This is a genomic window from Paenibacillus sp. Marseille-Q7038, from assembly GCF_965111595.1.
This window is the reverse complement of record NZ_CBCOOM010000002.1, coordinates 131,099-157,039: the sequence shown is the minus strand read 5'-3', so window position 1 is coordinate 157,039 and position 25,941 is coordinate 131,099. Positions and strand designations below refer to the sequence as shown.

At 45.0% G+C, this 25,941-nt stretch carries 16 protein-coding genes, 18 tRNA genes, 3 rRNA genes and 1 pseudogene; 33 read left to right on the top strand and 5 right to left on the bottom strand.

Features of this window, described 5'->3' with window-relative positions; genetic code table 11:
* Positions 1 to 66 precede the first annotated feature (66 nt).
* From ACWPWY_RS17880 to ACWPWY_RS17730, 31 genes and pseudogenes are all read left to right on the top strand, one after another.
* On the top strand, positions 67 to 657 hold the full coding sequence (locus ACWPWY_RS17880; protein ID WP_454193044.1) for a DJ-1/PfpI family protein: 591 nt from the start codon (positions 67 to 69) through the stop codon (positions 655 to 657).
* 302 nt (positions 658 to 959) lie between these two features.
* Entirely contained in the window at positions 960 to 1,760 is an 801-nt protein-coding gene (locus ACWPWY_RS17875; RefSeq protein WP_454193043.1) for an ABC transporter permease, read from the top strand.
* Positions 1,761 to 1,781: 21 nt separating this feature from the next.
* Complete coding sequence (locus ACWPWY_RS17870) at positions 1,782 to 2,666, top strand: ABC transporter permease (protein ID WP_454193042.1); 885 nt, start codon at positions 1,782 to 1,784, stop codon at positions 2,664 to 2,666.
* Between the two features lie 102 nt (positions 2,667 to 2,768).
* Entirely contained in the window at positions 2,769 to 3,821 is a 1,053-nt protein-coding gene (locus tag ACWPWY_RS17865) for an ABC transporter substrate-binding protein (protein WP_454193041.1), read from the top strand.
* A 126-nt stretch (positions 3,822 to 3,947) separates the two neighbouring features.
* Entirely contained in the window at positions 3,948 to 4,613 is a 666-nt protein-coding gene (locus ACWPWY_RS17860) for a nitroreductase family protein (protein WP_454193040.1), read from the top strand.
* A 157-nt stretch (positions 4,614 to 4,770) separates the two neighbouring features.
* Positions 4,771 to 5,145 carry a prenylated flavin chaperone LpdD gene (lpdD, locus tag ACWPWY_RS17855; protein ID WP_454193039.1) on the top strand — a complete coding sequence of 125 codons (375 nt, stop codon included), beginning with the start codon at positions 4,771 to 4,773 and terminating at the stop codon, positions 5,143 to 5,145.
* Positions 5,146 to 5,370: 225 nt separating this feature from the next.
* A pseudogene (locus tag ACWPWY_RS17850) lies at positions 5,371 to 7,449 on the top strand (alpha-amylase family glycosyl hydrolase); the annotation flags it as partial.
* 151 nt (positions 7,450 to 7,600) lie between these two features.
* On the top strand, positions 7,601 to 8,533 hold the full coding sequence (locus ACWPWY_RS17845; RefSeq protein ID WP_454193038.1) for a hypothetical protein: 933 nt from the start codon (positions 7,601 to 7,603) through the stop codon (positions 8,531 to 8,533).
* A gap of 268 nt (positions 8,534 to 8,801) precedes the next feature.
* A complete protein-coding gene (locus ACWPWY_RS17840; RefSeq protein ID WP_454193037.1) occupies positions 8,802 to 9,443 on the top strand; it encodes a TetR/AcrR family transcriptional regulator in 642 nt (213 codons plus the stop codon).
* Complete coding sequence (locus tag ACWPWY_RS17835) at positions 9,440 to 10,132, top strand: MBL fold metallo-hydrolase (RefSeq protein WP_454193036.1); 693 nt, start codon at positions 9,440 to 9,442, stop codon at positions 10,130 to 10,132. The genes ACWPWY_RS17840 and ACWPWY_RS17835 overlap by 4 nt, the downstream gene beginning before the upstream one ends.
* Positions 10,133 to 10,582: 450 nt before the next feature.
* Positions 10,583 to 12,134: ribosomal RNA gene (locus ACWPWY_RS17830) — 16S ribosomal RNA — on the top strand.
* Between the two features lie 371 nt (positions 12,135 to 12,505).
* Positions 12,506 to 15,437: ribosomal RNA gene (locus ACWPWY_RS17825) — 23S ribosomal RNA — on the top strand.
* A gap of 135 nt (positions 15,438 to 15,572) precedes the next feature.
* A 5S ribosomal RNA gene (gene rrf / locus ACWPWY_RS17820) occupies positions 15,573 to 15,689 on the top strand.
* The 16S, 23S and 5S rRNA genes sit together here with 18 tRNA genes alongside, the layout of an rRNA operon.
* Positions 15,690 to 15,739: 50 nt before the next feature.
* Positions 15,740 to 15,816: transfer RNA gene (locus tag ACWPWY_RS17815), tRNA-Ile, on the top strand.
* Positions 15,817 to 15,838: 22 nt separating this feature from the next.
* Positions 15,839 to 15,914: transfer RNA gene (locus tag ACWPWY_RS17810), tRNA-Ala, on the top strand.
* A gap of 4 nt (positions 15,915 to 15,918) precedes the next feature.
* Positions 15,919 to 15,994, top strand: a tRNA-Asn gene (locus ACWPWY_RS17805).
* A 5-nt stretch (positions 15,995 to 15,999) separates the two neighbouring features.
* A tRNA-Ser gene (locus ACWPWY_RS17800) sits at positions 16,000 to 16,088 on the top strand.
* Between the two features lie 32 nt (positions 16,089 to 16,120).
* Positions 16,121 to 16,192, top strand: a tRNA-Glu gene (locus ACWPWY_RS17795).
* Positions 16,193 to 16,200: 8 nt separating this feature from the next.
* A tRNA-Val gene (locus tag ACWPWY_RS17790) sits at positions 16,201 to 16,276 on the top strand.
* A 10-nt stretch (positions 16,277 to 16,286) separates the two neighbouring features.
* Positions 16,287 to 16,358 (top strand) — tRNA-Met (locus ACWPWY_RS17785).
* A gap of 11 nt (positions 16,359 to 16,369) precedes the next feature.
* Positions 16,370 to 16,446: transfer RNA gene (locus ACWPWY_RS17780), tRNA-Asp, on the top strand.
* A 50-nt stretch (positions 16,447 to 16,496) separates the two neighbouring features.
* Positions 16,497 to 16,572, top strand: a tRNA-Thr gene (locus ACWPWY_RS17775).
* A gap of 10 nt (positions 16,573 to 16,582) precedes the next feature.
* Positions 16,583 to 16,668: transfer RNA gene (locus tag ACWPWY_RS17770), tRNA-Tyr, on the top strand.
* A 29-nt stretch (positions 16,669 to 16,697) separates the two neighbouring features.
* Positions 16,698 to 16,773 (top strand) — tRNA-His (locus tag ACWPWY_RS17765).
* A gap of 20 nt (positions 16,774 to 16,793) precedes the next feature.
* Positions 16,794 to 16,868, top strand: a tRNA-Gln gene (locus ACWPWY_RS17760).
* A gap of 11 nt (positions 16,869 to 16,879) precedes the next feature.
* Positions 16,880 to 16,952 (top strand) — tRNA-Lys (locus ACWPWY_RS17755).
* A gap of 13 nt (positions 16,953 to 16,965) precedes the next feature.
* A tRNA-Leu gene (locus tag ACWPWY_RS17750) sits at positions 16,966 to 17,052 on the top strand.
* Between the two features lie 8 nt (positions 17,053 to 17,060).
* Positions 17,061 to 17,135, top strand: a tRNA-Gly gene (locus ACWPWY_RS17745).
* 9 nt (positions 17,136 to 17,144) lie between these two features.
* Positions 17,145 to 17,221 (top strand) — tRNA-Arg (locus ACWPWY_RS17740).
* Between the two features lie 9 nt (positions 17,222 to 17,230).
* Positions 17,231 to 17,304: transfer RNA gene (locus tag ACWPWY_RS17735), tRNA-Pro, on the top strand.
* Positions 17,305 to 17,313: 9 nt separating this feature from the next.
* Positions 17,314 to 17,384, top strand: a tRNA-Gly gene (locus ACWPWY_RS17730).
* A 72-nt stretch (positions 17,385 to 17,456) separates the two neighbouring features.
* On the opposite strand, the gene ACWPWY_RS17725 is transcribed toward ACWPWY_RS17730, so the two are convergent.
* The 3 genes from ACWPWY_RS17725 to ACWPWY_RS17715 all read right to left on the bottom strand — a co-directional run bounded on the left by ACWPWY_RS17725 (position 17,457) and on the right by ACWPWY_RS17715 (position 20,635).
* On the bottom strand, positions 17,457 to 18,371 hold the full coding sequence (locus ACWPWY_RS17725) for a TauD/TfdA dioxygenase family protein (protein WP_454193035.1): 915 nt from the start codon (positions 18,369 to 18,371) through the stop codon (positions 17,457 to 17,459).
* Between the two features lie 254 nt (positions 18,372 to 18,625).
* A complete protein-coding gene (locus ACWPWY_RS17720; RefSeq protein ID WP_454193034.1) occupies positions 18,626 to 19,648 on the bottom strand; it encodes an ABC transporter substrate-binding protein in 1,023 nt (340 codons plus the stop codon).
* A gap of 63 nt (positions 19,649 to 19,711) precedes the next feature.
* Entirely contained in the window at positions 19,712 to 20,635 is a 924-nt protein-coding gene (locus ACWPWY_RS17715) for a TauD/TfdA dioxygenase family protein (RefSeq protein ID WP_454193033.1), read from the bottom strand.
* Positions 20,636 to 21,109: 474 nt separating this feature from the next.
* On the opposite strand from ACWPWY_RS17715, the gene ACWPWY_RS17710 reads away from it, so the two are divergent.
* Entirely contained in the window at positions 21,110 to 21,889 is a 780-nt protein-coding gene (locus ACWPWY_RS17710; protein WP_454193032.1) for an ABC transporter ATP-binding protein, read from the top strand.
* Positions 21,890 to 21,935: 46 nt separating this feature from the next.
* Positions 21,936 to 22,772, top strand: a complete 837-nt coding sequence (locus tag ACWPWY_RS17705) for an ABC transporter permease (protein ID WP_454193031.1) — start codon at positions 21,936 to 21,938, stop codon at positions 22,770 to 22,772.
* Positions 22,773 to 22,994: 222 nt separating this feature from the next.
* On the opposite strand, the gene ACWPWY_RS17700 is transcribed toward ACWPWY_RS17705, so the two are convergent.
* Positions 22,995 to 24,194 (bottom strand): acyl-CoA dehydrogenase family protein, encoded by a 1,200-nt coding sequence (locus ACWPWY_RS17700; RefSeq protein ID WP_454193030.1) that lies wholly within the window; start codon positions 24,192 to 24,194, stop codon positions 22,995 to 22,997.
* A 72-nt stretch (positions 24,195 to 24,266) separates the two neighbouring features.
* A complete protein-coding gene (locus ACWPWY_RS17695) occupies positions 24,267 to 25,697 on the bottom strand; it encodes a serine hydrolase (protein WP_454193029.1) in 1,431 nt (476 codons plus the stop codon).
* Positions 25,698 to 25,941 lie beyond the last annotated feature (244 nt).

The window sequence follows — 25,941 nt, the reverse complement described above, 5'->3', positions numbered from 1 at the left end:
TACTCCACATACTTTTACAGAAAGACTAGCCAGGTTGAGTGAGAAAAGCACAGGAGGAGAAGAGTTATGAAACGAATTTGTTTGTTGCTGCCTAATGGATTTGAAGCAATAGAAGCCAGTGTATTTTCCGATGTACTTGGTTGGAATCAGCTGGAGGGTGATGGAACAACGGAACTAATAACAGTAGGAACGAGAGAAATACTACAGTGTACGTGGAATTTCAAGGTGACACCGGAACGGTTAATTAACAATATTAGTGCAAATGATTTCGATGTACTAGCCATACCCGGCGGATTTGAAGAAGCGGGTTATTTTAAGGATGCTTTCAGAGAAGATGTGCTTGAGCTGGTACGTGAATTTGATCGTCAAGGAAAGATCATTGCGACGATCTGTTTAGCAGCGCTGATCCTTGGAAAAAGTGGAGTTCTCGAAGGAAGAAACGCCACAACATACAATCTGAGTAATGGAAAAAGACAAGCCCAGCTTGCTGAGATGGGTGCTAAGGTCATTCCTGACCAGCCGATTGTTATCGACGATAATCTGATCACTTCATCTAGTCCATCAATGGGTTTTGATGTAGCGTTCCTTCTGTTGGAGAAGCTCACTTCTAAGGCGAATACAAATGAAGTGAAACGGCTGATGGGTTTTGTTTCTTAGCCGCAAAGGTATAGCCAAATTTTTGTCTGATGAGATGTAAAATAACCGACCTGATTTTAATTGACAATGAATGGGAAAGGTGATATTTTTAATTTACTTAATACCCATTGGATTAATATGAAATGCAAAAACCGACTGTTCATACAGAGGTATTGCACGCGTACAACCGCGCTGTGATACCTCTTTTTTGTGTCAACATACGGATGCCATAACATATCGACCGTACCTGCGGAGATATCCTGCTAGCCTGATTAGGGTGGTAAGATATTTTCGCTATTTTAGGTTGGAAAGGGGAAATCAAGTTGAGCAGTATTACAGTGACGACTTCAAAGCAGAGTCCAGGAAGATGGAGTCTCTTGGGACTTGGTCTTATTATTCCCGTATCTGTGCTTGGGGTATGGCAGCTTCTTGGATTTTACGGTGTCATCTCGGAATTATTATTTCCGACCCCGTTTACCATTGGAAAAGCACTGATCCAGCTAACCTTGTCTGGGGATTTATGGGGACATTTTAAAGTGAGTATCGTGCGAGCGTTCGCTGGTTTTCTGCTTGGCGGAAGTTTGGGCTTTATATTCGGACTCTTGGTAGGTCTTTTTAAAACATCAGAAAAATTTCTTGATCCATCGATTCAGATGATAAGAATGATTCCAAGTCTTGCTGTTGTACCTCTTTTTATACTCTGGTTTGGAATCGGAGAAGAATCAAAAGTATTACTGATTGCAAAAAGTGCATTTTTCCCCCTCTACATCAATACTTTTATGGGAATCCGCGGGGGAGATAATAAGTTATTTGAAGTAGCTAAGGTTCTTGGTTTCAACAAATGGAAGCAAATTGTAAGACTTGTCATTCCAGGTGCCCTGCCAAACATTTTGCTCGGTGTGAGGCTGTCGATTGGTCTTTCCTGGCTTGGACTAGTCGTAGCCGAGCTGATTGCTTCTACCTCAGGGATTGGATATATGATGTCTGATGCTAGACAATTTGCTGACACTCCTGTTGTTTTTGTCGGCATCATTATTTTCGCTTGTGCGGGTTTGGTTACAGACGGACTCGTAAGGCTGCTCGAGGCTCGTATGCTGCGCTGGAAAGATACATACGGTGGATAAAAAAAGAAAGGGAGGATTGAGATGAACGAGCGAGCAGATCCGATACTGCAGCATAAAGCCAATAGGCCAAGTAAGATTCAGGGAACAGTCACAGCAAACCATGGCAAGCAATATCGACCGAGAAATATCCAGAAGCGAAAGGGGAAAAAAGGAGCTGATCTAGCCGCGGCGATGCTTATTCCGCTGTTTATCATTGCGATATGGCAATACGCAGCGGGTAAGGGTTATATCTCTTCTCTTTTTTTACCAACTCCGCTCTCCATTGCAGAGGAATTTATTCGTCTTATCGCTACAGGAGAACTCTTTCATCACTTAGGTATCAGTATGTATCGTGCATTTATTGGATTTCTTGCGGGGTCCTTTCTAGGATTAGCGCTTGGCACGTTTACAGGTTTCTCGCGAATAGCCTCCTATCTGGTGGATCCAAGTATCCAAGTCCTGCGGCTTGTTCCGCATCTTGCCATTGCTCCTCTCATTATCCTTTGGTTCGGATTTGGAGAGGTATCCAAAGTAGTCATCATTACAAGCGGAGCTTTTTTCCCGCTTTATATCCATACCTATACGGGAATTCGAAATGTCGATAACAAACTTTATGAAGTAGGCGAGGTGCTTGAATTCAGCTTGAAGCGAAAACTGTTGAGACTCATTCTTCCTGCAGCCTTACCGAGTATTTTGCTTGGGGTCCGTTTGTCGCTGGCTGTCTCATGGATAGGACTTGTTGTAGCAGAGTTGATTGGTTCGCAGTCAGGGGTAGGCTTCCTTATTAATCAGGCGAAGCAGAATTCTGACACGGAGGTTATTTTCGTAGGCATTATCATTTTCGCTGTGATAGGTAAGCTGATTGATTCTATGATGCGGATTTTAGAGAAAAAGCTGCTTCATTATCGGGATAGTTATCTGGGCTGATACTTAGATACAAAGAAAAACTATGAAGGAAATCATCGATAATGTAATCGCTGTATACATGTAACAGCTTACGCTAATCGAAATGAAGAGGAGTCATTAGATATGTTAATTCACTTGGAAAAACCGAAAAAAAGAAGCAATCTACTATCCCGAAGGTTATTCATAGCGGGGTTGTTCCTAAGTTTATTATTGCTCCAAGCTTGCAGTAATGCAGGAGGAGAAAGCACAGGCACTAAGACAAATACAAAAGCTAACGCTACAGAAGCAGAAGGGAACGTGAAAACAGTACTGAACTACGGGTTTATTGGGACGAATGATCTTAATTTGCCTGGGGGTCCTGAAGGTTGGGGGCTCCATAAGGGGATTATCCAGGAAGAGCTAAAGAAACATGGAATTACTGAAGTGAAATGGACGGGTTTTCCTAACGGGCCAGATTTAACAGAGTCTCTTATCAGTGGTCGTCTTGATCTTGGGAGCATGGGAGATACGCCTTCCATTATTGCATATGCATCCGGTGCAAAAATCCGGCTTATTACACAAGGATCAACTAATTCTATCGGCTATCTATTAGGAAAAAAGGATGGACCAAAGACGCTTTCGGAGCTGAAGGGAAAAACGATCGCCATTCAGAAAGGCTCTTTTATGCATCGATATGTGGCTGGATTACTGAATGACGCGGGTATAACGGATTATAAACTCGTACATATGCTGATTCCCGATGCCAAGGCTGCACTTGCAAGGGGCGATGTAGATGCAATGACGAACAATACTACTCAGGGAGCCTTAGAACAGATCGAGGAAGGATTTACTCATCTCGATGATGCTACAAAACATCCACATTTGAAAGGAAGCGGAACGACAGTAGCCTCGGATGAGTATCTTGCTTCTTTCTCTGATTTTCCAAAAGTATGGAATGATGCCCGTAAAAAAGCGCTGGCTGACCTGAAGCAACATGAAGAAGAGTACTATGAGTTCATCGCTCAGGTGCAAGGTCAATCTGTGGAGATCGTGAAGAAGACGAATCCAATTAGTGCGATTAAGGAAGAACCATTTACAGACGAAGGACTGAAACTGCTAGAAGGAACAAAAGACTTCCTCGTCGCTGAGAAACTGGCAAAAAAGAATTTTGAAATTAATGATTGGGTGCTCAGATAAGGAAAGATACAAGATCACTCTATGAGTGAGGAGAGGAGGGAAACGAAGTTGCAGAAATGGATAGACCTGCTTTAAACCCACAGTAGCATTTTATATGATCTTACCTAATCTAAGGAGTTGGTTATAGTGAGCACAAAGGAAACCGGACTGCAGACAAATCAGGGATATAAGGAACAGAATGAAGTACTTACGAAACGAGTCACAGAAGACATCTCGTTGTATCGAAATGCGGAATACCCAGTAGATCCTCTATTTATCGAACGCTGGTCTTCCCGATCTTTCGCAGATAAACCGGTATCAAGTGAGGTTCTATACACCGTGTTAGAGGCTGCTAGATGGGCACCTTCATCCAGTAATCTTCAGCCATGGCGTTTTGTTCTGGCACAAACGGAAGAAGAGCATAACCTATTTCAGCAATTTATATTGCCAGGAAACCGTCTATGGACGGATAAAGCTCCTGTACTTATCTTGATTGCATCAGATAAAAGGCGAGATGAAAGCGGAGAAATCAATGGTGCCCATAAGTTTGATGCAGGAACAGCCTGGGGTTATCTGTCCATACAAGCGAACCTCCTCGGCCTTTCTACAAGAGCTATTGGTGGATTTAATCGTGTAAAAGCAAGTGAAGTTCTTGGACTCTCTGAATATATTGAACCGCATGCAGTTGTGGCACTGGGTTATAAAGGTACTATTGATCAGCTCGATGAAAAGTTTCACAATAAAGAGAAGCCAACGGACCGCCGCGCTCTAAGTGAAAGCATTCTGGAGATTAGGGAAACCATAGGAGAGTAGATTTCTATTTAATCGGAGATCAGGTAATAGGTGTAAGGCAGTGCTCTATTTTCTATAGAGTACTGCCTTTTTGTGATTTCTATAGCAGAATACATATCTTGATCCAAGTAGGCTCATTTTAGATAGATAAGATGAGAGAGATAGGAGTGAGTTATTAATGATTGAACTCGAAAAAAAATCCGGACGAATTCATTTGCAGTTACGGGCACTTTTTATGGGTGAGGATATAGTCGTCCTTATTACGGGCGGAGATCGACCGCACCTTGGCACCATTACAGCGGGAGCCCGTTTAGAACCTCTTCAAACGATTCAACTACAGACGCATAAGGAATTTTATATTACAGAAGAAGTTGCTGTCCGGCTGCGCAAATCATTTCGTGGAAACTTCGCGGTTTGCTGCGGTGCCCATCTCGACCAGATTACAAAAGAAGAAATCCCGCTCTTAACCGAACTGGCTGTTCAGCTAGGAGATGAATTAATCCAGGAACTAAGGCTGAATCCAGTGCAGTCACGACAAGATCATATTGAATAAACAATACAATTTTTCAGAAAAAAAAGGACGAACTATTTATTCCGTATGTTTTTACTCGCCGTTTTTGACTTAATAGTTCTTAGTAACTCGATTTTAGGGAAATAATGAATTATATAAATATATGGCTTGATTACGAGTCATACAGCGGAGGAGTTAAAACATATGGGGAAAAAAGAATTATTGTATCAAGATGCGAGAGCAAATGTAGTACGTAAACCAAGCGAGTGGAAAGTGTTTGATCAAATGTATGCATATAGCGGGGGAGATTTAGGGGCGACTTACAATTCAGGCAGTGTCACGTTAAAACTATGGGCACCGCTAGCAGAAGCAGTTACAGTTTTCTTATACGATAAGAATGATGACACCCGGCTTATAGAAAAGTTTCCTCTTGATAGAGAAGATCGCGGGGTGTGGGCTATTCATCTGTTGCCTTCCCAGCTCGGTACAGATGATCTATGCGGGTACTTTTATCAGTACGAAGTAATTAATGACGGGGTAGCTCGAAAAGTGCTGGACCCTTATGCCAAATCCATGGCTCCGTCGAGGGTTAATACTACAGGAGATGCAGGAAGTGATGGCGACGAAATAGGAAAAGCAGCGATCGTAAATCTGGCAGATACAGCTCCTGACAACTTTGACTTTGCACATATTGAAGGATATGAGAAAAGGGAAGATGCGATCATATGGGAGATTCATGTACGAGATTTCACCTCTGATCCAACTATCGAAGGTGAACTGTCAGCAAGATGGGGTACATATAAAGCTTTTGAAGATAAGCTTAATTATATTCGATCTCTTGGAGTGACGCATGTACAGTTGCTGCCCGTGATGGCTTGGTATTATGGTGACGAGACCAAAATGGGGGAGAGGGAACTCCATCACTCGGCTAAAAACAATGAGTACAACTGGGGCTACGATCCCCAGCATTATTTTTCACCCACGGGAGCTTATTCCGAAGATCCAGCAGATCCTCTTCTTCGCATCAAAGAGCTGAAAACACTGATTCATGCGATTCATCAGGCAGGGATGGGTGTGATTTTAGATGTCGTTTATACGCATATGGCAATTGTGGACTTCTTGAATAATATCGTACCAGGGTATTATGCTTGGCAGGATGCAGATGGTGAATTTATTGGAGCTTTTGGCAACAATCTTGCTACAGACCGCGCCATGGCAGAGAAACTGCTCGTTGATTCGGTCAAGTACTGGTTTAGCGAGTATAAAATTGATGGGATGCGCTGGGATATGATGGGGGATGCAACGTATCCTGCTGTACAAAAGGCGTACAATGAAGCTGCTCGTATCCATCCAAGCCCGCTCTTTATTGGAGAAGGATGGCGAACCTTTGCAGGGGACAAGCATGATGCATCTCTAAAAGGAATGGCAGCAGATCAAGACTGGATGGATAAAACGGATAATGTAGGTGTGTTCTCAGATGAGATGCGTAATGAGCTCAAGTCCGGTTTTGGATCTGAGGGAGAGCCGCATTTTCTGACAGGAGGAGCTAGGAACGTAGAATTAATCTTTCAAAATATAAAAGCACAGCCATCTAATTTTCCGGCCGACAGCCCGGGAGATGTGGTGCAGTATATTGAGGCTCATGACAATCTAACCCTCTATGATGTGATTGCTATTTCAATTCATAAAGATCCAAAGATAGCTGAGCACGATGTAGAAATTCACCAGCGTATTCGAATCGGAAACGTGCTTTTGTTGACTTCACAAGGGACCGTATTTATACACGGTGGTCAGGAATATGGCCGGACGAAGCAATGGGAAGCAGCAGGTCAGCCAGAGGACAAATATAACGAACTTACGAATAGCCAAGGTAAGGTAATGGGTTATTTTATTCATGATTCCTGTGATTCATCTGATGCGATTAACCGGTTTGACTGGGCAAAAGCAACAGATAGTACAAGCTATCCTGTAAATCATATAACCCGTGAACATATGAAGGGCCTTATTCAGCTGCGTAAGTCATCCGATGCATTTCGATTAGGAGATCGTTCTCTTATTGATCAAAATGTATCCCTTATTCCTTCCCCTGATATTGCTAAGGAAGATTTGGTGATTGCATATAGCTTTGCTGCAAGCGACCTTAGTGAGTATTATCATGTATTTGTGAACGCGGATGATAAGCCAAGAAGGCTTAGACTAACGAAAGATTATTCGGAATTTGATGTTATTGTCGATCAGACAAGAGCAGGCATTCATAATTTGAAGGATCCAAAAGGCTTGCAATGGATAGATAAAGGGATCATTCTTGAACCTCTAACCGCGATTGTTCTTAGAGAGCACAGGTAGGGAATCAATTTCATAACTCAATAAAACGATAAATTTGCAACTATATATAGATTCAGTTATATAGCCATTTTAAGATTGATGGAAATGCAGGATAACATGGCACTCTTCCCGTATTGTTAGTTATTACAGTCTAATGGAGGGTGCCATTATTATGAAGGAACAAGATGAAGCGATTAGAATGAACTTTGGGAAATACGAAATTCCAAATGACCTGAAACGTCTAATAGACCTGGATGACTGGCACGAAATGAAGGGGAGTATGAAGGTTTTAGATTCAACAATTGGTTTAATTCCACAAATAGAAGGGTTTCGTTACTACTGTACTCCGTGTGATGTAATCGTATTTGGATCGAATGGTTGTGATGGGATCCATTACGGCTTCCTCACTGATTTCGGTACAGTAGACACTCTAGACGAGGCCCCCATTGTTTGTATCAGTCCCATGTCTTTTGGACATACGAATAAGCTCATCGCTCGTAATTTCCGTGACTTTCTTAGTATCCATTTGGATAACAGTGAATTATTTTATAACGATTTTGAGAGTGAAGCTGCCTACTTGGATCAAGTCGCTGAATGGAAGTGCGAAGATGAAGTGAGCCCTTATCGTAATACACCGGAAGAGAAACAGTATGCGGAAGATGTAAAAGCAATGCTGCGTACTACATTTGAACTTCCTGTTATGGATCGCCCTTATGAATATATATGTGCTTTACAAGAAGAACGAAGAAAACAGGCTTGTATTCTAACTAGGGAATCTCTCCATGTTGTTTTGCCTGATCAGTTCGGTACAGCGTCAGACGATGAGAAGCAATGGTTAGAACAGATCGAGAGTAGAGATGAATCTTCTGTTCAAGCATTTTTAGAGAAAGCCAGCCTTCCAGCTGCCCTTGCGATTGCACGTGATGTAGGAGCTCAAGCGGATTATCCGTCACTGCTCATTGTAGAACGTTTTTTAGAGAAGCACGGGTTTCATGATGAGGTTATGAGAATAAGGGATCAGAGCAAGCCCTTTAGGCCGGTTGAGAAAGAAGAGTTGACAACGTTTGTTATCGTTGGGGGAGATTACATAATAGAAGAGAAATAAATGATATTACCAAGGTAAGCATGGTTGCTACTACAAATGAACGAATCACTTTTACGGATCTTTTCACCTTATAAAACCATAGCTTGTCTAAAAGACAATCGTGAATTATAGGTCATGACTTACAAATCATGAAATATGAAAACAAGCAGGGGAGTCATCCTACTATGCTTGTTTTTTATTTTCCTATATACAATAAGCCATCTAATATATTACAATATAACCATCGGTTACTAACCAATGGTTATAAAAAGAGGAGGGTTTAATTTTCATGGCAAGGAGTCAAGCCCAACGATCAGAGGATACAAAACGAGCTATTTTAGCGGCAGCAGCTACCTTGTTTTCAGAAAGAGGATATGACTCTGTAACAATGCGTGAAATCGCAAAAACGGCAGGATGTTCTCACACCACGATCTATATCTATTTTAAAGACAAGGAAGCATTACTTCATGCGTTATCTATACCACCGCTTTCTGTATTGCGAGGTAAGATGCAGGATGTACTTGATCAACAAGATATTCTGCCGCAAGAACGAGTCATTCAGTTGAGCATTTTGTTTATCTCTTTTTGCTTACAGCATCGGAACATGCATGCACTCTTTTTTGGTGCTAATGCAGAGAGGGTGGATCTTAATGAGTCAGCAATTCCACTCACAGAACTTCGTAATCATCTTTTCCGAATGCTTCAAACGGCAATTCAACAAAATTTCTCTTTACACAATGGAGACGAAAGAATTCTTACCTTCACCCGAATATACTATTATATGCTCCATGGAATCGTGGGAACCTATGTTTACTCTAAAGAAAGTATGGAAGAGTTATATGAGCGTTTAGAAAAGACATTTAACTTAGCGTTTGAGACGCTGCTACTCGGGTTCGATGAGAAAATAAAAGAAGGGAAGAGTGGATCATGAAGATAGAACAAATCTCAGATCATATTTGGACGTTAAAAAGCTGGATGCTCTTTGAGATTCGCGTATGGATCGTTGTAAATCAAGATGGGAATGGTGTTACTTTAGTGGATGCGGGTATAGAGAGGATGGCTAAAGACATACTAGCTTTTGTAGATAAACTGGATAAAGGCCCTATACAGCAAATTCTTTTAACGCATGGTCATTCGGATCATGTTGGATCTGTCTTAAAAATAGTCGAGAGCACGAAGGCACCTGTATACGGTCACCCAATTGAGATTCCTTACCTGGAAGGCAACCTACCCTATCCAAGAAGAAAAAAGACAGAGCAGACCTTGCCTAAAGATGCAGTCCGTTCTTTTTATATAGAAGAAGATGGTCAGCTTTCTGCTTTTGGAGCGTTGAAAACTTACTTAGCGCCGGGTCATTCTCCAGGTCATGTTGTATATTATCATGAGCAGGACCAGGTTCTACTTGCAGGTGATTTGTTCACATCCAAAAAGGGGAAACTAAGAAGACCAATGACGATGTTTACGGGTGATATGCATGAAGCGGTCCGAAGCAGTCGTATCGTTGAAAAGTTAAAGCCGCTTAGGTTAGAAGTATGTCACAGTGGACCTGTCTTCGATCCTGCGAAACAGATTGCTTCCTATATAGAGGAATGGTCCAGTCTTCAGAAAAAAAGAATCTAGCTCTTTATTTTTCATGAAGAACCTACTATAGAAGAAATGGATTATGATGATGACTTGTTTACTACATACCATATTCATAAAAAAGCTTGTTCTTTTTTTTAAAAAAAGTACTTGCATAAATAATATCAGCATGGTATATTCTAATTCCGGCCAAGAAGTTAGCCAGTAAGCAACACACTGAATAACCTGCTTCGTAAAACGAAGTTGAAAAAACTTCGAAAAAAAAGCTTGCAATTCTGAACCGGACATGATATGATATAAAAGTTGTTGACAGCGAAAGTTGTTAACGAGATTGATCTTTGAAAACTGAACAACGAGGAGTTTTACGTAAGTGAAACTCGTGAGTGAATTGATACAAAATTCAATTTGTTGGTCATAACAAATTGAATAGAGAACTTTTAAGTTCTCGTCAGCATTTTCTAAATGAGCATATCGCTCTTTTCAATAACTTTATTGGAGAGTTTGATCCTGGCTCAGGACGAACGCTGGCGGCGTGCCTAATACATGCAAGTCGAGCGGAGTCAATGAGAAGCTTGCTTCTCTGAAACTTAGCGGCGGACGGGTGAGTAACACGTAGGCAACCTGCCCATAAGACTGGGATAACTACCGGAAACGGTAGCTAATACCGGATAGGTTCTTCTCTCGCATGAGAGAAGAAAGAAAGACGGAGCAATCTGTCACTTGTGGATGGGCCTGCGGCGCATTAGCTAGTTGGTGGGGTAAAGGCCTACCAAGGCGACGATGCGTAGCCGACCTGAGAGGGTGATCGGCCACACTGGGACTGAGACACGGCCCAGACTCCTACGGGAGGCGGCGAGTAGGGAATCTTCCGCAATGGACGAAAGTCTGACGGAGCAACGCCGCGTGAGTGATGAAGGTTTTCGGATCGTAAAGCTCTGTTGCCAGGGAAGAACGTCCTTGAGAGTAACTGCTCAAGGAGTGACGGTACCTGAGAAGAAAGCCCCGGCTAACTACGTGCCAGACCGCGGTAATACGTAGGGGGCAAGCGTTGTCCGGAATTATTGGGCGTAAAGCGCGCGCAGGCGGTTATTTAAGTTGGGTGTTTAATCCCGGGGCTCAACCTCGGGTCGCACCCAAAACTGGGTAACTTGAGTACAGAAGAGGAAAGTGGAATTCCACGTGTAGCGGTGAAATGCGTAGAGATGTGGAGGAACACCAGTGGCGAAGGCGACTTTCTGGGCTGTAACTGACGCTGAGGCGCGAAAGCGTGGGGAGCAAACAGGATTAGATACCCTGGTAGTCCACGCCGTAAACGATGAATGCTAGGTGTTAGGGGTTTCGATACCTTGGTGCCGAAGTTAACACATTAAGCATTCCGCCTGGGGAGTACGGTCGCAAGACTGAAACTCAAAGGAATTGACGGGGACCCGCACAAGCAGTGGAGTATGTGGTTTAATTCGAAGCAACGCGAAGAACCTTACCAGGTCTTGACATCCCTCTGACCGGTCTAGAGATAGACCTTTCCTTCGGGACAGAGGAGACAGGTGGTGCATGGTTGTCGTCAGCTCGTGTCGTGAGATGTTGGGTTAAGTCCCGCAACGAGCGCAACCCTTGATCTTAGTTGCCAGCAGGTAAAGCTGGGCACTCTAAGGTGACTGCCGGTGACAAACCGGAGGAAGGTGGGGATGACGTCAAATCATCATGCCCCTTATGACCTGGGCTACACACGTACTACAATGGCCGGTACAACGGGCAAACAAAGCCGCGAGGTGGAGCAAATCCTTAAAAGCCGGTCTCAGTTCGGATTGCAGGCCGCAACTCGCCTGCATGAAGTCGGAATTGCTAGTAATCGCGGATCAGCATGCCGCGGTGAATACGTTCCCGGGTCTTGTACACACCGCCCGTCACACCACGAGAGTTTACAACACCCGAAGCCGGTGGGGTAACCGCAAGGAGCCAGCCGTCGAAGGTGGGGTAGATGATTGGGGTGAAGTCGTAACAAGGTAGCCGTATCGGAAGGTGCGGCTGGATCACCTCCTTTCTATGGAGAATTGTTTCCTGCAATGGAAACATTCAAATATACGTACGACGAAAGTCGACGGACCACTTTGTGAAAGCAAAGTAAACACTCACTCGTTGTTCAGTTTTGAGAGTTTAATCTCTCAAAATCAAGTCATGTAATTTTATCTACACAGTTTGTGTTAGACCAAAATTCCATGATCGCTGTTTCAGTGAAACAGCTTTGTTCCTTGAAAACTAGATAACGAAACAATTTTGCGATTTTAGAAATATCCTTTAAGCTGAACTTGTGTTAAACAAGTGAAGATTAATAGATTGCATAGCGAAATTTTTGAATGATGAACGACTTTTGGCGAATGCCAACCGGAGTGAATCATTCAAAAATGAGCATATGGTTAAGCTATTAAGAGCACACGGAGGATGCCTAGGCGCTAGGAGCCGATGAAGGACGTGGCGAACAACGATACTGCCTCGGGGAGCTGTACGCAAGCTTTGATCCGGGGATGTCCGAATGGGGAAACCCAGCTATCGTAATGGATAGTTATCTCTACCTGAATACATAGGGTAGTTGAAGGCAGACCAGGGGAACTGAAACATCTAAGTACCCTGAGGAAGAGAAAACAATAGTGATTCCGTCAGTAGCGGCGAGCGAACGCGGATTAGCCCAAACCAATCAGCTTGCTGGTTGGGGTTGTGGGACGTCTCACATGGAGTTACAAAGGAACCGATTAGTTGAAGAGGTCTGGAAAGGCCCGCCAGAGAAGGTAAAAGCCCTGTAGTCAAAAGTCTGTTCCCTCCGAGACGGATCCCGAGTAGTGCGAGGCACGTGAAACCTCTATGAATCCGGCAGGACCATCTGCCAAGGCTAAATACTCCCTAGCGACCGATAGTGAAACAGTACCGTGAGGGAAAGGTGAAAAGCACCCCGGAAGGGGAGTGAAATAGAACCTGAAACCGTGTGCTTACAAAAAGTCAGAGCCCGTTTTAGGGGTGATGGCGTGCCTTTTGTAGAATGAACCGGCGAGTTACGTTCCCGTGCAAGGTTAAGGTGAAAAGCCGTAGCGCGCTGCGAAAGCGAGTCTGAATAGGGCGACATAGTACGTGGACGTAGACCCGAAACCGTGTGATCTACCCCTGTCCAGGGTGAAGGTGCGGTAACACGCACTGGAGGCCCGAACCCACGCACGTTGAAAAGTGCGGGGATGAGGTGGGGGTAGCGGAGAAATTCCAATCGAACTCGGAGATAGCTGGTTCTCCCCGAAATAGCTTTAGGGCTAGCCTCGGAACAAGTAAGTCGTGGAGGTAGAGCACTGATTGGGTGCGGGGCCCGCAAGGGTTACCAAGCTCAGTCAAACTCCGAATGCCATAGACTTGTATTCCGGGAGTCAGACAGTGAGTGCTAAGATCCATTGTCAAGAGGGAAACAGCCCAGACCATCAGCTAAGGTCCCCAAGTGTGTGTTAAGTGGGAAAGGATGTGGAGTTGCACAGACAACCAGGATGTTGGCTTAGAAGCGACCACCATTTAAAGAGTGCGTAATAGCTCACTGGTCGAGTGACTCTGCGCCGAAAATGTAACGGGGCTAAACACACCACCGAAGCTATGGCTTGATACTATGTATCAGGGGTAGGGGAGCGTTGTATGCCGGGTTGAAGGTAGACCGGAAGGACTGCTGGACTGCATACAAGTGAGAATGCCGGTATGAGTAACGAAAAGATCAGTGAGAATCTGATCCGCCGAAAACCTAAGGGTTCCTGAGGAAGGCTCGTCCGCTCAGGGTAAGTCGGGACCTAAGGCGAGGCCGAAAGGCGTAGTCGAAGGACAACAGGTCGAAATTCCTGTACCACCGTAAATCGTTACGAGCGATGGGGGGACGCAGTAGGGTAGTGACGCAGACTGATGGATGTCTGTCCAAGCAGTGAGGCTGATGTGTAGGCAAATCCGCACATCATTAAGGCTGGGCTGTGATGGGGAGTGAAAATTACAGTAGCGAAGGTCATGATCTCAGACTGCCAAGAAAAGCCTCTAGCCAGATGAAGGTGCCCGTACCGTAAACCGACACAGGTAGGTGAGAAGAGAATTCTAAGGCGCGCGGAAGAACTCTCGTTAAGGAACTCGGCAAAATGACCCCGTAACTTCGGGAGAAGGGGTACCCCGGTAGTGTGAATAGCACGAGGGGGTCGCAGTGAAAAGGCCCAAGCGACTGTTTAGCAAAAACACAGGTCTGTGCGAAGCCGCAAGGCGAAGTATACGGGCTGACGCCTGCCCGGTGCTGGAAGGTTAAGGGGAGTGGTTAGGGATTAGTCCCGAAGCTATGAACCGAAGCCCCAGTAAACGGCGGCCGTAACTATAACGGTCCTAAGGTAGCGAAATTCCTTGTCAGGTAAATTCTGACCCGCACGAATGGCGTAACGACTTGGGCGCTGTCTCAACGAGAGATCCGGTGAAATTTTAATACCTGTGAAGATGCAGGTTACCCGCGACAAGACGGAAAGACCCCATGGAGCTTTACTGCGACTTGATATTGGATTTGGGTACGATCTGTACAGGATAGGTGGGAGCCTAAGAAGCATGAGCGCCAGCTTGTGTGGAGGCAACGTTGGGATACCACCCTGATCGTATCTAGGTTCTAACTTGGTACCGTGATCCGGTGCGAGGACAGTGTCAGGTGGGCAGTTTGACTGGGGCGGTCGCCTCCTAAAGAGTAACGGAGGCGCCCAAAGGTTCCCTCAGAATGGTTGGAAATCATTCGCAGAGTGTAAAGGCACAAGGGAGCTTGACTGCGAGACCTACAAGTCGAGCAGGGACGAAAGTCGGGCTTAGTGATCCGGTGGTACCGCATGGAAGGGCCATCGCTCAACGGATAAAAGCTACCCTGGGGATAACAGGCTTATCTCCCCCAAGAGTCCACATCGACGGGGAGGTTTGGCACCTCGATGTCGGCTCATCGCATCCTGGGGCTGAAGTAGGTCCCAAGGGTTGGGCTGTTCGCCCATTAAAGCGGTACGCGAGCTGGGTTCAGAACGTCGTGAGACAGTTCGGTCCCTATCTGTCGTGGGCGTAGGAAATTTGAGAGGAGCTGTCCTTAGTACGAGAGGACCGGGATGGACATACCGCTGGTGTACCAGTTGTTCCGCCAGGAGCATCGCTGGGTAGCTATGTATGGAAGGGATAAGCGCTGAAAGCATCTAAGCGCGAAGCCCACCTCAAGATGAGATTTCCCAATTAGTAAGACCCCTTGAAGACGACGAGGTAGATAGGCTGGGGGTGGAAGTGCGGCAATGCATGGAGCTGACCAGTACTAATCGGTCGAGGGCTTATCCTAAATATAAATCGCAAAGATTGTTTCGTATCTAGTTTTCAGGGAGCAAAACCTTGAATACGCTATTGGTTTTTTTATACACACTTTATAGTGATGTACCAAAACCAACGCGGATCGCATTTGTTTCACAAATGCTCGTTTGGTGGCGATAGCGGAGGGGTTCCACACGTACCCATCCCGAACACGACCGTTAAGCCCTCCAGCGCCGATGGTACTTGGACCGCAGGGTCCTGGGAGAGTAGGACGTCGCCAAGCGAATACCCTTTTGGGTTATTTTTTTGCCTGATCGTTACAATTAACGATGAGGGCCCTTAGCTCAGCTGGTTAGAGCGCACCCCTGATAAGGGTGAGGTCGGTGGTTCGAGTCCACTAGGGCCCACCATTCAAATTCATAATTCCATTATGGGGCCATAGCTCAGCTGGGAGAGCGCCTGCCTTGCACGCAGGAGGTCAGCGGTTCGATCCCGCTTGGCTCCACCAATATTCCCTGATAGCTCAGTTGGTAGAGCACTCGACTGTTAATCGAGTTGTCACAGGTTCGAGCCCTGTTCGGGGAGCCATTTCTGGAGAAGTGTCCGAGCTGGCCGAAGGAGCACGATTGGAAATCGTGTAGGCGTCACAAGCGTCTCGAGGGTTCGAATCCCTCTTTCTCCGTTGCGAATTTTCTAGAATGTTTAATACAGTAAGGCCCGTTGGTCAAGGGGTTAAGACACCTCCCTTTCACGGAGGTAACAGGGGTTCGAATCCCCTACGGGTCACTTTATATGGAGATTTAGCTCAGCTGGGAGAGCATCTGCCTTACAAGCAGAGGGTCGGGGGTTCGATCCCCTCAATCTCCACCATATCAAATATCGCGGGGTGGGAGCTCGGTAGCTCGTCGGGCTCATAACCCGAAGGTCGCAGGTTCAAATCCTGCCCCCGCAATTGTAATACCTGGAACTGTGGTGTAGAGGCCTAACATGCCTGCCTGTCACGCAGGAGATCGCGGGTTCGAATCCCGTCAGTTCCGCCACTTTTATCTTAACTCCAGTTATATGAAGTATGATATATCGTAATCATTTAGCCGGTGTAGCTCAACTGGTAGAGCAACTGACTTGTAATCAGTAGGTTGGGGGTTCAAGTCCTCTCGCCGGCACCAGTTTTATTATGGAGGATTAGCGAAGTGGCCAAACGCATCAGACTGTAAATCTGCTCCCTTACGGGTTCGGTGGTTCGAATCCATCATCCTCCACCAGATTTATTTTTAAAGTCATTATTTATATGGCGGTCGTGGCGAAGGGGTTAACGCACCGGTCTGTGGCTCCGGCATTCGTGGGTTCAAGTCCCATCGATCGCCCCATTTTTAAACCTTATCACTGTTGGGGATTAGCCAAGCGGTAAGGCAACGGACTTTGACTCCGTCATGCATAGGTTCAAATCCTATATCCCCAGCCATTTTTTAGTACGAGCCATTAGCTCAGTTGGTAGAGCACCTGACTTTTAATCAGGGTGTCGAAGGTTCGAGCCCTTCATGGCTCACTTTAATATATATGCGGTCGTGGCGGAATTGGCAGACGCGCACGGTTCAGGTCCGTGTGGGCTAACCCCCGTGGAGGTTCGAGTCCTCTCGACCGCACCATATATTTTGCGGACGTGGCTCAGCGGTAGAGCATCGCCTTGCCAAGGCGAGGGTCGCGGGTTCGATTCCCGTCGTCCGCTCCAATCATATTTGCGCCCTTAGCTCAGCTGGATAGAGCGTTTGACTACGAATCAAAAGGCCGGGAGTTCGAATCTCTCAGGGCGCGCCATTTAAATAACGGGATGTAGCTCAGCTTGGCAGAGCACCTGGTTTGGGTCCAGGGGGTCGCATGTTCAAATCGTGTCATCCCGATATTTTTACGCGGGTGTAGTTCAATGGTAGAACTTCAGCCTTCCAAGCTGATAGCGTGGGTTCGATTCCCATCACCCGCTTCACAGTAAACCCCTTCGCTTTCGCGAAGGGGTTTTTTTATTATTACTATATTAGTCAAGAACAAGTAGGAACTATTCTGCTTGTTCTTTTTTTGGCTGGAGCGTTATGCTTCTACGACCATCGATACCAATCGGTATATCGCCAGCAATGGTAACACGCCGTACCACACGGTGCTCATCACCATAGTCATTAATTGCATAATGTTGTGTTGCTCGGTTATCCCAAACTACCACATCACCCACTGCCCAGCGCCAGCGAACTGTATTTTCAAGTCTAGTGACGTGCTCTTGTAAAATATTGATGATTCGATCGGAATCTGCAGTTCTGAGCCCCGATATTCTTCTTACAAATTGCCCTAATAGCAAGTGACGTTCCCCTGTTTCGGGATGAACTCTTACCACGGGATGCTCGGTTTGATATACCGTTGCAGCAAAAACATTGTTCTTTCGCTGCGTTTGCTCTCCTGCGACTTCTTTTTGTGCAGGTGCTGCATAATCAAAAACGTTGGAGTGAATTGCCCGAAGGCTGCCTGCCAGCTCTTTTAATTCAGGAGATAAATCTTCATAGGCGGCTGCCGTGTTGGCCCATACCGTGTCCCCTCCAGCAGGAGGAATCACTACTGATCGCAGAATGGATGCTTTGGGATAAGCATCAACAAAGGTTACATCTGTGTGCCAAGCGTTAGCACGACCTCCATGAGCAGAATCCAGCTCAAGTACAGCTCGTGTTCCGTCTTTTACGGGTACAGTGGGATGTGCATACAGCTCTCCTAAAAGTTTGGCAAAGCGCTCTTGCCCCTCATCATCTAGTTGATGTTGATCCCTGAAGAAGAGGACTTTATATCTGAGCAGAGCTTCTTGTATGGATTCAACGACCGCAGGGAAGAGATCCTCTGATAAATCAATACCTCTCACTTCCGCTCCAATTCTTCCGGCTACCGGTACGATTTCAAGCTGAACTACCTGGTTTTGGGTAACATTATTCATGAATAAACTCCTCCTTGGTATGCGGTCTCCCGCCATAATGGTTTTCCTACAATAAGGGACAGATACAATAACAATACGAGGCGTACGAGATCTGTCAAAAGCAGGATAGAGATAGCATTATATAATTTACAATTTACAGAATTAATGCCCGTCTACTTACGATAGTGACCAGATAGAGACACAGTAACTCTAAGTACTCTAGCGCCTTTTATACTCTAAGCATTCGGACTAAAACAGATGAGGATAGAGTTCATTTAATTCAGTGCTTCAACAAAGGTATTGTTAATTGCTTTTGCAAACTCAGGCTTCTTTTTCAAAAATTTATTGTTCAGTAGTATTTCTGAGGATGCCTCATGAGCTTGTATAGCCTCAGGCGTATAGGCGGAGAGTTGATTGGCACTTCGCTCTAGCACCGTCTTGATGACAGAAGCAGGCATTTTAGAATATTTCTCATAAATAGCAGCAGCTTCGTCAAGGTTATCGCGCTGCCAGTCGAGCGTCTTTTGGTACACCTTTAGATACTCGGTAACGAGCTCTGGATGTTCCTTGGCAAAACCAGTTCTAGCGATCATGGATAGAGGAGCGAGGAATTCGCCTTTCACTTCAATGATTTTTGCTTTTTTCTGATCAACACTTAACGTTACATAAGGATCAAGGGTTATCCAAGCATCCAGTTGTCCTGTCTCAAAAGCAGCTAAAGCATCATCTGCTTGCAGATTGATCTGTTTAACATCATCCTGTGATAGACCGATGGACTGCAATATTTTGATTAAATACACATGGCTGGTCGTGCCCTTGGCAACACCGATCGTTTTACCTTTTAAATCGGCAACAGAGGAGATCGTGCTATTTATAGGAACAATCAAAGTATTTAAATCTTTTCCATCACCTAATAGTCCGATAATTTCAAAAGGTAACTGATTGGCTAAGCCAGTGATCACTGCTCCGTCACCCATAGAAGAGAGGTCTATCCGATTAGATACAAGGGCTTCCAATATAGGAGGACCGCTCGTGAAATTACTCCACTCTACTTTGGCGCCTTTCTCTGCGAAGGCCTCATCAATCCATCCTTTTTCCTCTGCAATCAGAAGAGGACTGATTCCTCCAAGGCGAGCAATATGAACAGTTACTTCGGCTGATGTATTCCCTGCAGCAGCATCTACAGATCCACTAATGGATGGGGAAACTCCTTTCTCATTACTACAAGCGGTAAGCACCATGAGTAGAACGGTTACGAGTGTAACCATTTTGGATTTATTGCTAGAACGACGATTCATTTTTTCATCTCCCATCCAAAGTTTGTGGTTATGCGGAAATACTGCGGCAAGGTTCAAAATGATCTAAAAAGGACGATCTCCCGCTATCGATACTCGCTCTGCTACCCGGCGGTTAGGAAAATAATCGGATACAGCATAATGCTGGGTTGCTCTGTTATCCCAGAAGGCTACTGAATTAGGCTCCCAGCGGAAGCGGATCTGATATTCGGGAATATGAGCCTGGCTGAATAGGTAATTAAGAAGTTGCTCGCTCTGCTCTTCTTCGAGTCCAACAATACGAATCGTAAAGATGGCGTTTACGAATAATGTTTTTCTCCCTGTCTCCGGATGTGTACGTACGATAGGGTGTTCTGCGGGCCGGAATTCGGCTTGCTTCGTTTTGAGCACATCCGGTGGAAGAAAGCGACCAAAAGTAGAGGTGAAATCGTGTATAGCAGTTAGACCATCAATGCGTTCTTTGATCTCGTCAGGCAGATTATCGTAGGCTGCTCCCATGTCGCACCACAATGTGTCTCCACCTAGAACCGGAACTTCAGAGAGGCGGAGGACGGATCCAAGAGCAGGTTCTTGACGCCAGGATACATCCGTATGCCAAATATTTTCGTTTCCTGTCATATTGGCATTTTTCTCAAAACGGGTAATCTCCTCCGCATTTCCTTGGGGTAGAAAAGGGTGTTTTTCGAGTTCGCCCCACTCTTTGGCAAAAGCAATTTGCTGTTCACTGGTGATATCTTGATTACGGAAGAAGAGAACTTTCCATTCAAGAAAGGCATGATGCAGCTCTGCTTTTAATTCTGAACTGAGGGGAACTGCTAAATTGATACCTTCGATTTCCGCTCCCAGCAAGGGACCGAAAGGTTTGAGCGTAAATAAAGTATAAGGCCGCTCAGGTTGACTTCCCTCCGCTAAGCGATGTAATTGCCTGGCACCTGCTTTGACTTCTCTCACTGGTGCATAACTACGAGATAAATAGGCAGTTTGATTCATGATGGTCTAGCCTCCTTTTACAATGTATTCACACCTGTTTAGTAGTATTTAGCCGAAAAAAAAGAACGACAGGATTTTGAGAGATCATAAAGAGGATCTTTGATCTCCAAATCACTGGTCGTCCAGTAGATTCAGCTAGATAGTGTTGCTTTGATGGACCAAATCTTATCAGTCTACAAACCAACTTGTCAACCCTTATTTTTATTTATATAGAAAATAATGTAACTTTATTCTTTGTATGTACTATTAATAAAACTAATTCATACTAAAATAATCGGGTATTGACAAGATCCTTTTTTCTCTGATAAGATGAGCCAAATCCTATACGATGACCCAAAGTTTTAGGGACTACGAATTGACTGGAACCACCAGAGATTCGGCAAGCACATAAGGTGCTGTCGGATCTCTTTTTTTATGGACAGAAGTTCCGTACGGCAAATCAAGAACAATGATAATGAATCGGAGGGACTGTAGATGTTAAATGATGAACTAAGCTACATATTAGAAATTAATGAGGTTAGTAAAACGTTCCGAAGCGAGCAAGGCGATACACATGTACTGGATTCCATAGATTTGTCTGTGAAGGAAGGAGACTTTACTACGGTCATCGGACCCAGTGGATGCGGAAAAAGTACCTTGCTTAAAATTATTGCAGGGCTTGATCGGGATTATGAAGGAGAGGTACTGCTCAAAGGGAAAAGGGTGGAGCGTCCTTCTCAAGAGAAAGGATTTATTTTTCAGGAACCGAGATTATTCCCTTGGCTGAATGTGGAGAAAAATATCGCAGCTGATCTGTCTCTCAAAAATTCAGAAGTAAGGAATGACGTACAGCGACTGATTGAACTGGTTAAATTGAATGGTTTTGAAAAATCCTATCCACGGCAGTTATCAGGCGGGATGTCGCAGCGGGTAGCTATCGCAAGAGCTCTCCTTCGTAAACCCGAAGTGCTGCTGTTGGATGAGCCATTTGGGGCACTCGATGCTTTCACTAGAGGGCATATGCAAGAAGCGCTGCTGGATATATGGCAAACGAATAAAACAGCAATGGTCCTCGTCACGCATGACATTGATGAAGCTGTGTTTTTATCAACACGTGTTGTTGTAATGGACCGACGCCCAGGACGAATAAAATCGATTGTTCCCATTGATCTGCCCTATCCTCGTAAGAGAACAAGTCGTGCTTTCACAGAACTGCGCACGCATGTACTGGAAGAGCTCGATCATCGGGAAGAACAAGAAGCTTACAGTATCTAAGCCGGGATAGCACTACAAATTTATGAAACAAAGGGGCGAAGTGAAGATGGCTTTACCGCTGACATTACGAAAAAATCCGTCTGTACAAATAGGAAAGAGGCACCCTAGAAAGGGAATGGGAGGTAAGTGGAGACTCTTTTTACGAGGAGCACTGCTTCCTATAGGTATACTTGCTCTTTGGCAAATACTTAGCGGAACGGGTACCATCTCACAGCAGATGTTCTCATCGCCTTGGCTGATTGTAAAACAGTATTTTTATCTAACAAGCTCTGGGGAGTTACCGCATCATCTGCGGATTAGTGTAGTGAGGGCTTCGCTCGGCTTTTTATTTGGGGCAAGCAGTGGGTTAATACTCGGAATGCTTGTCGGCATGTACAGACCTGTTGAAGAAGTACTGAATCCAACCGTTCAAATGATTCGAACGATTCCACTGCTTGCAATTACTCCTTTATTCATTATGTGGTTCGGTTTTGGCGAACTATCTAAAGTATTGCTGATTTCGATGGGTGCTTTCTTCCCGCTCTATGTGAACACTTTCCTTGGCGTTCGCAATGTGGACTCGAAATTATTCGATGTCGCCCGTGTAATGGAGTTCAGCCGATTCTCACAAGTTGTGAAACTGGTCATTCCTGCTGCACTCCCTAATATCCTCCTAGGAATTCGGTTATCTCTAAGTATCGCATGGCTTTGCCTTGTTGTTGCTGAGTTACTTGGAGCAGATACAGGAGTGGGTTATATGATTCAAGAAGCGCGCTCTTTCATGCAAACGGATGTGATGTTTGTGGGGATAACCATCTTCGCTCTTGTGGGCAAATTATCTGATTCGGTTGTACGGATGTTAGAGAATCGCTTGCTTCGTTGGCAGGACAGCTATAAGGGATAGGAATGACAGCCGAATGAAGGGTAGATGGGCTAAAGATATGTGTAAAAAGACGAGGTAAGAAGGAATAAATAAGAATGGTTAGTAGACTTATAGTTAATAGAATTATAGTTAGTAGAATGATAATTCTGAAAATATAAAAAATCCTCCCAATCTGCTATGGATTTGGGAGGATTTTTTGCTGCAGGTAGACTATTCATCGGTAGGTTACTTTATGAAACTGATCTACACATCAATCCTAGATGAATGTTCGGTAATGAACCGCTTTGCAAGTTGTCCGATAACTACGTCATCCATCGGCGGATTGTGAAGTCCAAACCGGACATCCCGGTAATATCGCTGCAAAGGACTAGTCATAGAAAGGCTATGAACGCCAGTGATGCGCATCGCTATATCTACCACGGAGAGTGCGGTCTGAATGGCGAATACTTTCGCTGCTCCAAGATCGGGTGTAATCTGCTGCAAATCTTCTTTCGCAGGGGAAGGACCCAGGCGCTCCACGCGTTCTGCAACGCTGTATAAAAAATGTCTTGCTGTGGTCAGTTCAAGTTCAATCTGACCTAGTTTTTGCTGAATATGAGGGAGTTCTAAAATGGGATGCGTGAGGCTGTTGGGCTGGTAACTCGCAGCAAACCGAACTGCTTCATTACGTGCAGCCTGTGCAATTCCAAGATATACAGCCGGAATGTTAAGCAAATACACATTCGGTCTACCCGTAGGTTTCGGTGGACGATGGAAGACAAGTGCAATTTCAGGAAGCAGCACTTCCTTTAGCACCAGATCATGACTTGCTGTTCCCCTCATACCGGCCATATTCCATGTAGGTTCAATAGAAACCCCAGGCATGTCTTTATGGATCAAATACTCGGAGATCTCCCCAGTGTCCTCATCCGTCGCAGAGACGATAAAATAGCTAAGCGCAGTAGATAAGGAAGCGAAAGTTTTTCGGCCGTTCAGAATATATCCGTGATTGTTGCTACGTGCTTTCGTCTGCGGTTTTCCTCCTCGGGAAGGGCTGCCTGTTGCGGACTCTGAGTCGGCTGCATTGATCAGTGCTTGTTTCTTTATCACATCGTTACACAAGGACTGAAAGACAGTTTCAGTCCAGTGTCGTTGAAAACCAAGGTTAAACATCGTGATGTGATGCCAACCGATGGCAAGTGCAGCAGGCCCGTCAACCATAGCAATCTGCTCCTGACACATAAGGAAAAGGGAGAGTGAAATCTGAGCGCCCCCATATTCGTTCGGTACAGAATAGGTGTGATATCCTTCTGTAAGCAGATCAGAGATCAGCGCGGAGTTGAGCTCATTCTTCTCATCAGCAAGTCTGGCCCCTTCGATGTGCCGGTTAGCGACCGTGCGGACATGGATCAACATATCCTGCTCATTCTTCGTTCTAATAAAGGAGTTCTCAAATAGTGACAACGGTAACCCTCCCTTTAAATAGATGGTGGTTTGAGTGCATGTATGGGCATTACCAGCAAGTCCGTTTTTCTTCTATTTTGCTTCAGTTACCTGTTTACGAATCTCATTCATCATCTTGATCGTATCCATGCTGGCATGATTGCCAAGTAGAATGATGGTCACTCCGTTACCTAGATCACGCATAATACCTGTAGAATAACCTGTCCCTGAACCGTTATGGAAGACGTTAAGACCTTTGGAAGTTTCGCTGATCATCCAGCCATAACCATAATTCTTCTCGGAATATGAAGTGAACATGCTCTTAAGAGAAGCTTCGCTGACTACTTTTCCGTCCTTGAGTGCTTGATCCCATTTTAGAAGGTCATCCACAGTAGAATAGAGTGTACCTGTTCCAGACTGGGAGACGTAATAATCCGCTGTGACCCATTTTCCACTTTGATCTACAAATCCCTTAATCGTGTTAGTCGATTTTGCAGCCGTACCTGTATCTTTCATTCCAAGCGGAGTAAACATATGTTTCTGTAAGTAAGAACCATATTCTTCTCCGGTTACTTTTTCAAGGATATGGGCTAATAAGATGTATCCGTTATTACTGTAGCGATACTCAGCTCCAGGTTCAGCCATCAGCTTTTTGGTGCGTATCTCCTTCAAGGTATCCTCTAGCGTTATTCCTTCTTCTCTTGTGAAATTAGAAGGAAGGCCAGATGTATGAGACAGCAACATATGCAATGTAATTTCATCTCCACGATCAATACCGGTCACATATTTAGATAACTTGTCTGTTAACGAAAGTTTGCCGGCTTCCACTTGCTGCATGATGGCAGCTGATGTAAATCCTTTCGTAATAGAAGCAATTCGTGATTTTTGATCGGGTCTTACTAGTAGGTTTTCTTTAGATAGGCCATATCCTTTGCGAAGCGTAACTTCTCCCTCATTTGCAACAAGTGCAATGCCGGAGAACCCAGCTGTTTGCAAATAGGAGTCAATGGAGGCCGACTCTTTACTTATTTTTGTGACCTTGTCGGACTTCAGTACGATGTTCATATGTGTTGATGTATTGGTTAGCTGAAGCGTTGATTTCATGGCATCGGTTAGAGAGCGCAGAGGGATCATCAGGGTTCCGGACATGTTTTTGGAGTTCGCAGGTAAGGTAAGCGTGACGTTATTTACGGTGATGATGTTTGTTCCTGCCTGGTGGGAGATGAGATCTCCGTGGTTCTCGATGTGCACCGTTTGTGTGCTTTGGTTCCATTTCACTTTTCCTTTGAGGGCTGCTGCCGCTTGTCTAAGTGGGGCGAAGGTTGTTCCATTTTGCACAAAAGGAGGGAACTCCCAAGTAACTGTCTGTGAATCGACTTCAATATTTGCGGGTTTCGTTACCATAGCTGAAGCAGCATATGTGGTTTCGGTGAAAGCCCCAGCTGGGGTAAGAACGAGACCGGCAGCTAAGAGTACCGTAAGCAGTTTTTGCATGTTTTTGGATGGCTGTTTGGTGAAAGTCATGAAGTAATAAATCCTCCTGTCAGGAATGTAGTCCTAATTTGTAATTTGTCTGCTAATCAAATGAATGAGAGTTGGTATGAAGATACTGGTATTTATTCTAACGAAAGTAAGGGTGGTAAACAACCCATATACTGGATGTTTATCAAAGCAGATCTCCTGTCTGTAGCTTACCGCCGCTGGATTACCCAGATGGGTGTTAGAATTGGAACGACTTAAAAAGTAAGGCTAGAAAAAGCACGAGTAG

Coding starts and splice junctions, on each gene's coding strand:
- ACWPWY_RS17880 (WP_454193044.1), top strand. CDS start 67: ATGAAACGAATTTGTTTGTTGCTGCCTAATGGATTTGAAGCAATAGAA.
- ACWPWY_RS17870 (WP_454193042.1), top strand. CDS start 1,782: ATGAACGAGCGAGCAGATCCGATACTGCAGCATAAAGCCAATAGGCCA.
- ACWPWY_RS17865 (WP_454193041.1), top strand. CDS start 2,769: ATGTTAATTCACTTGGAAAAACCGAAAAAAAGAAGCAATCTACTATCC.
- lpdD (WP_454193039.1), top strand. CDS start 4,771: ATGATTGAACTCGAAAAAAAATCCGGACGAATTCATTTGCAGTTACGG.
- ACWPWY_RS17845 (WP_454193038.1), top strand. CDS start 7,601: ATGAAGGAACAAGATGAAGCGATTAGAATGAACTTTGGGAAATACGAA.
- ACWPWY_RS17840 (WP_454193037.1), top strand. CDS start 8,802: ATGGCAAGGAGTCAAGCCCAACGATCAGAGGATACAAAACGAGCTATT.
- ACWPWY_RS17835 (WP_454193036.1), top strand. CDS start 9,440: ATGAAGATAGAACAAATCTCAGATCATATTTGGACGTTAAAAAGCTGG.
- ACWPWY_RS17725 (WP_454193035.1), bottom strand. CDS start 18,371: ATGAATAATGTTACCCAAAACCAGGTAGTTCAGCTTGAAATCGTACCG.
- ACWPWY_RS17720 (WP_454193034.1), bottom strand. CDS start 19,648: ATGAATCGTCGTTCTAGCAATAAATCCAAAATGGTTACACTCGTAACC.
- ACWPWY_RS17715 (WP_454193033.1), bottom strand. CDS start 20,635: ATGAATCAAACTGCCTATTTATCTCGTAGTTATGCACCAGTGAGAGAA.
- ACWPWY_RS17710 (WP_454193032.1), top strand. CDS start 21,110: ATGTTAAATGATGAACTAAGCTACATATTAGAAATTAATGAGGTTAGT.
- ACWPWY_RS17705 (WP_454193031.1), top strand. CDS start 21,936: ATGGCTTTACCGCTGACATTACGAAAAAATCCGTCTGTACAAATAGGA.
- ACWPWY_RS17695 (WP_454193029.1), bottom strand. CDS start 25,697: ATGACTTTCACCAAACAGCCATCCAAAAACATGCAAAAACTGCTTACG.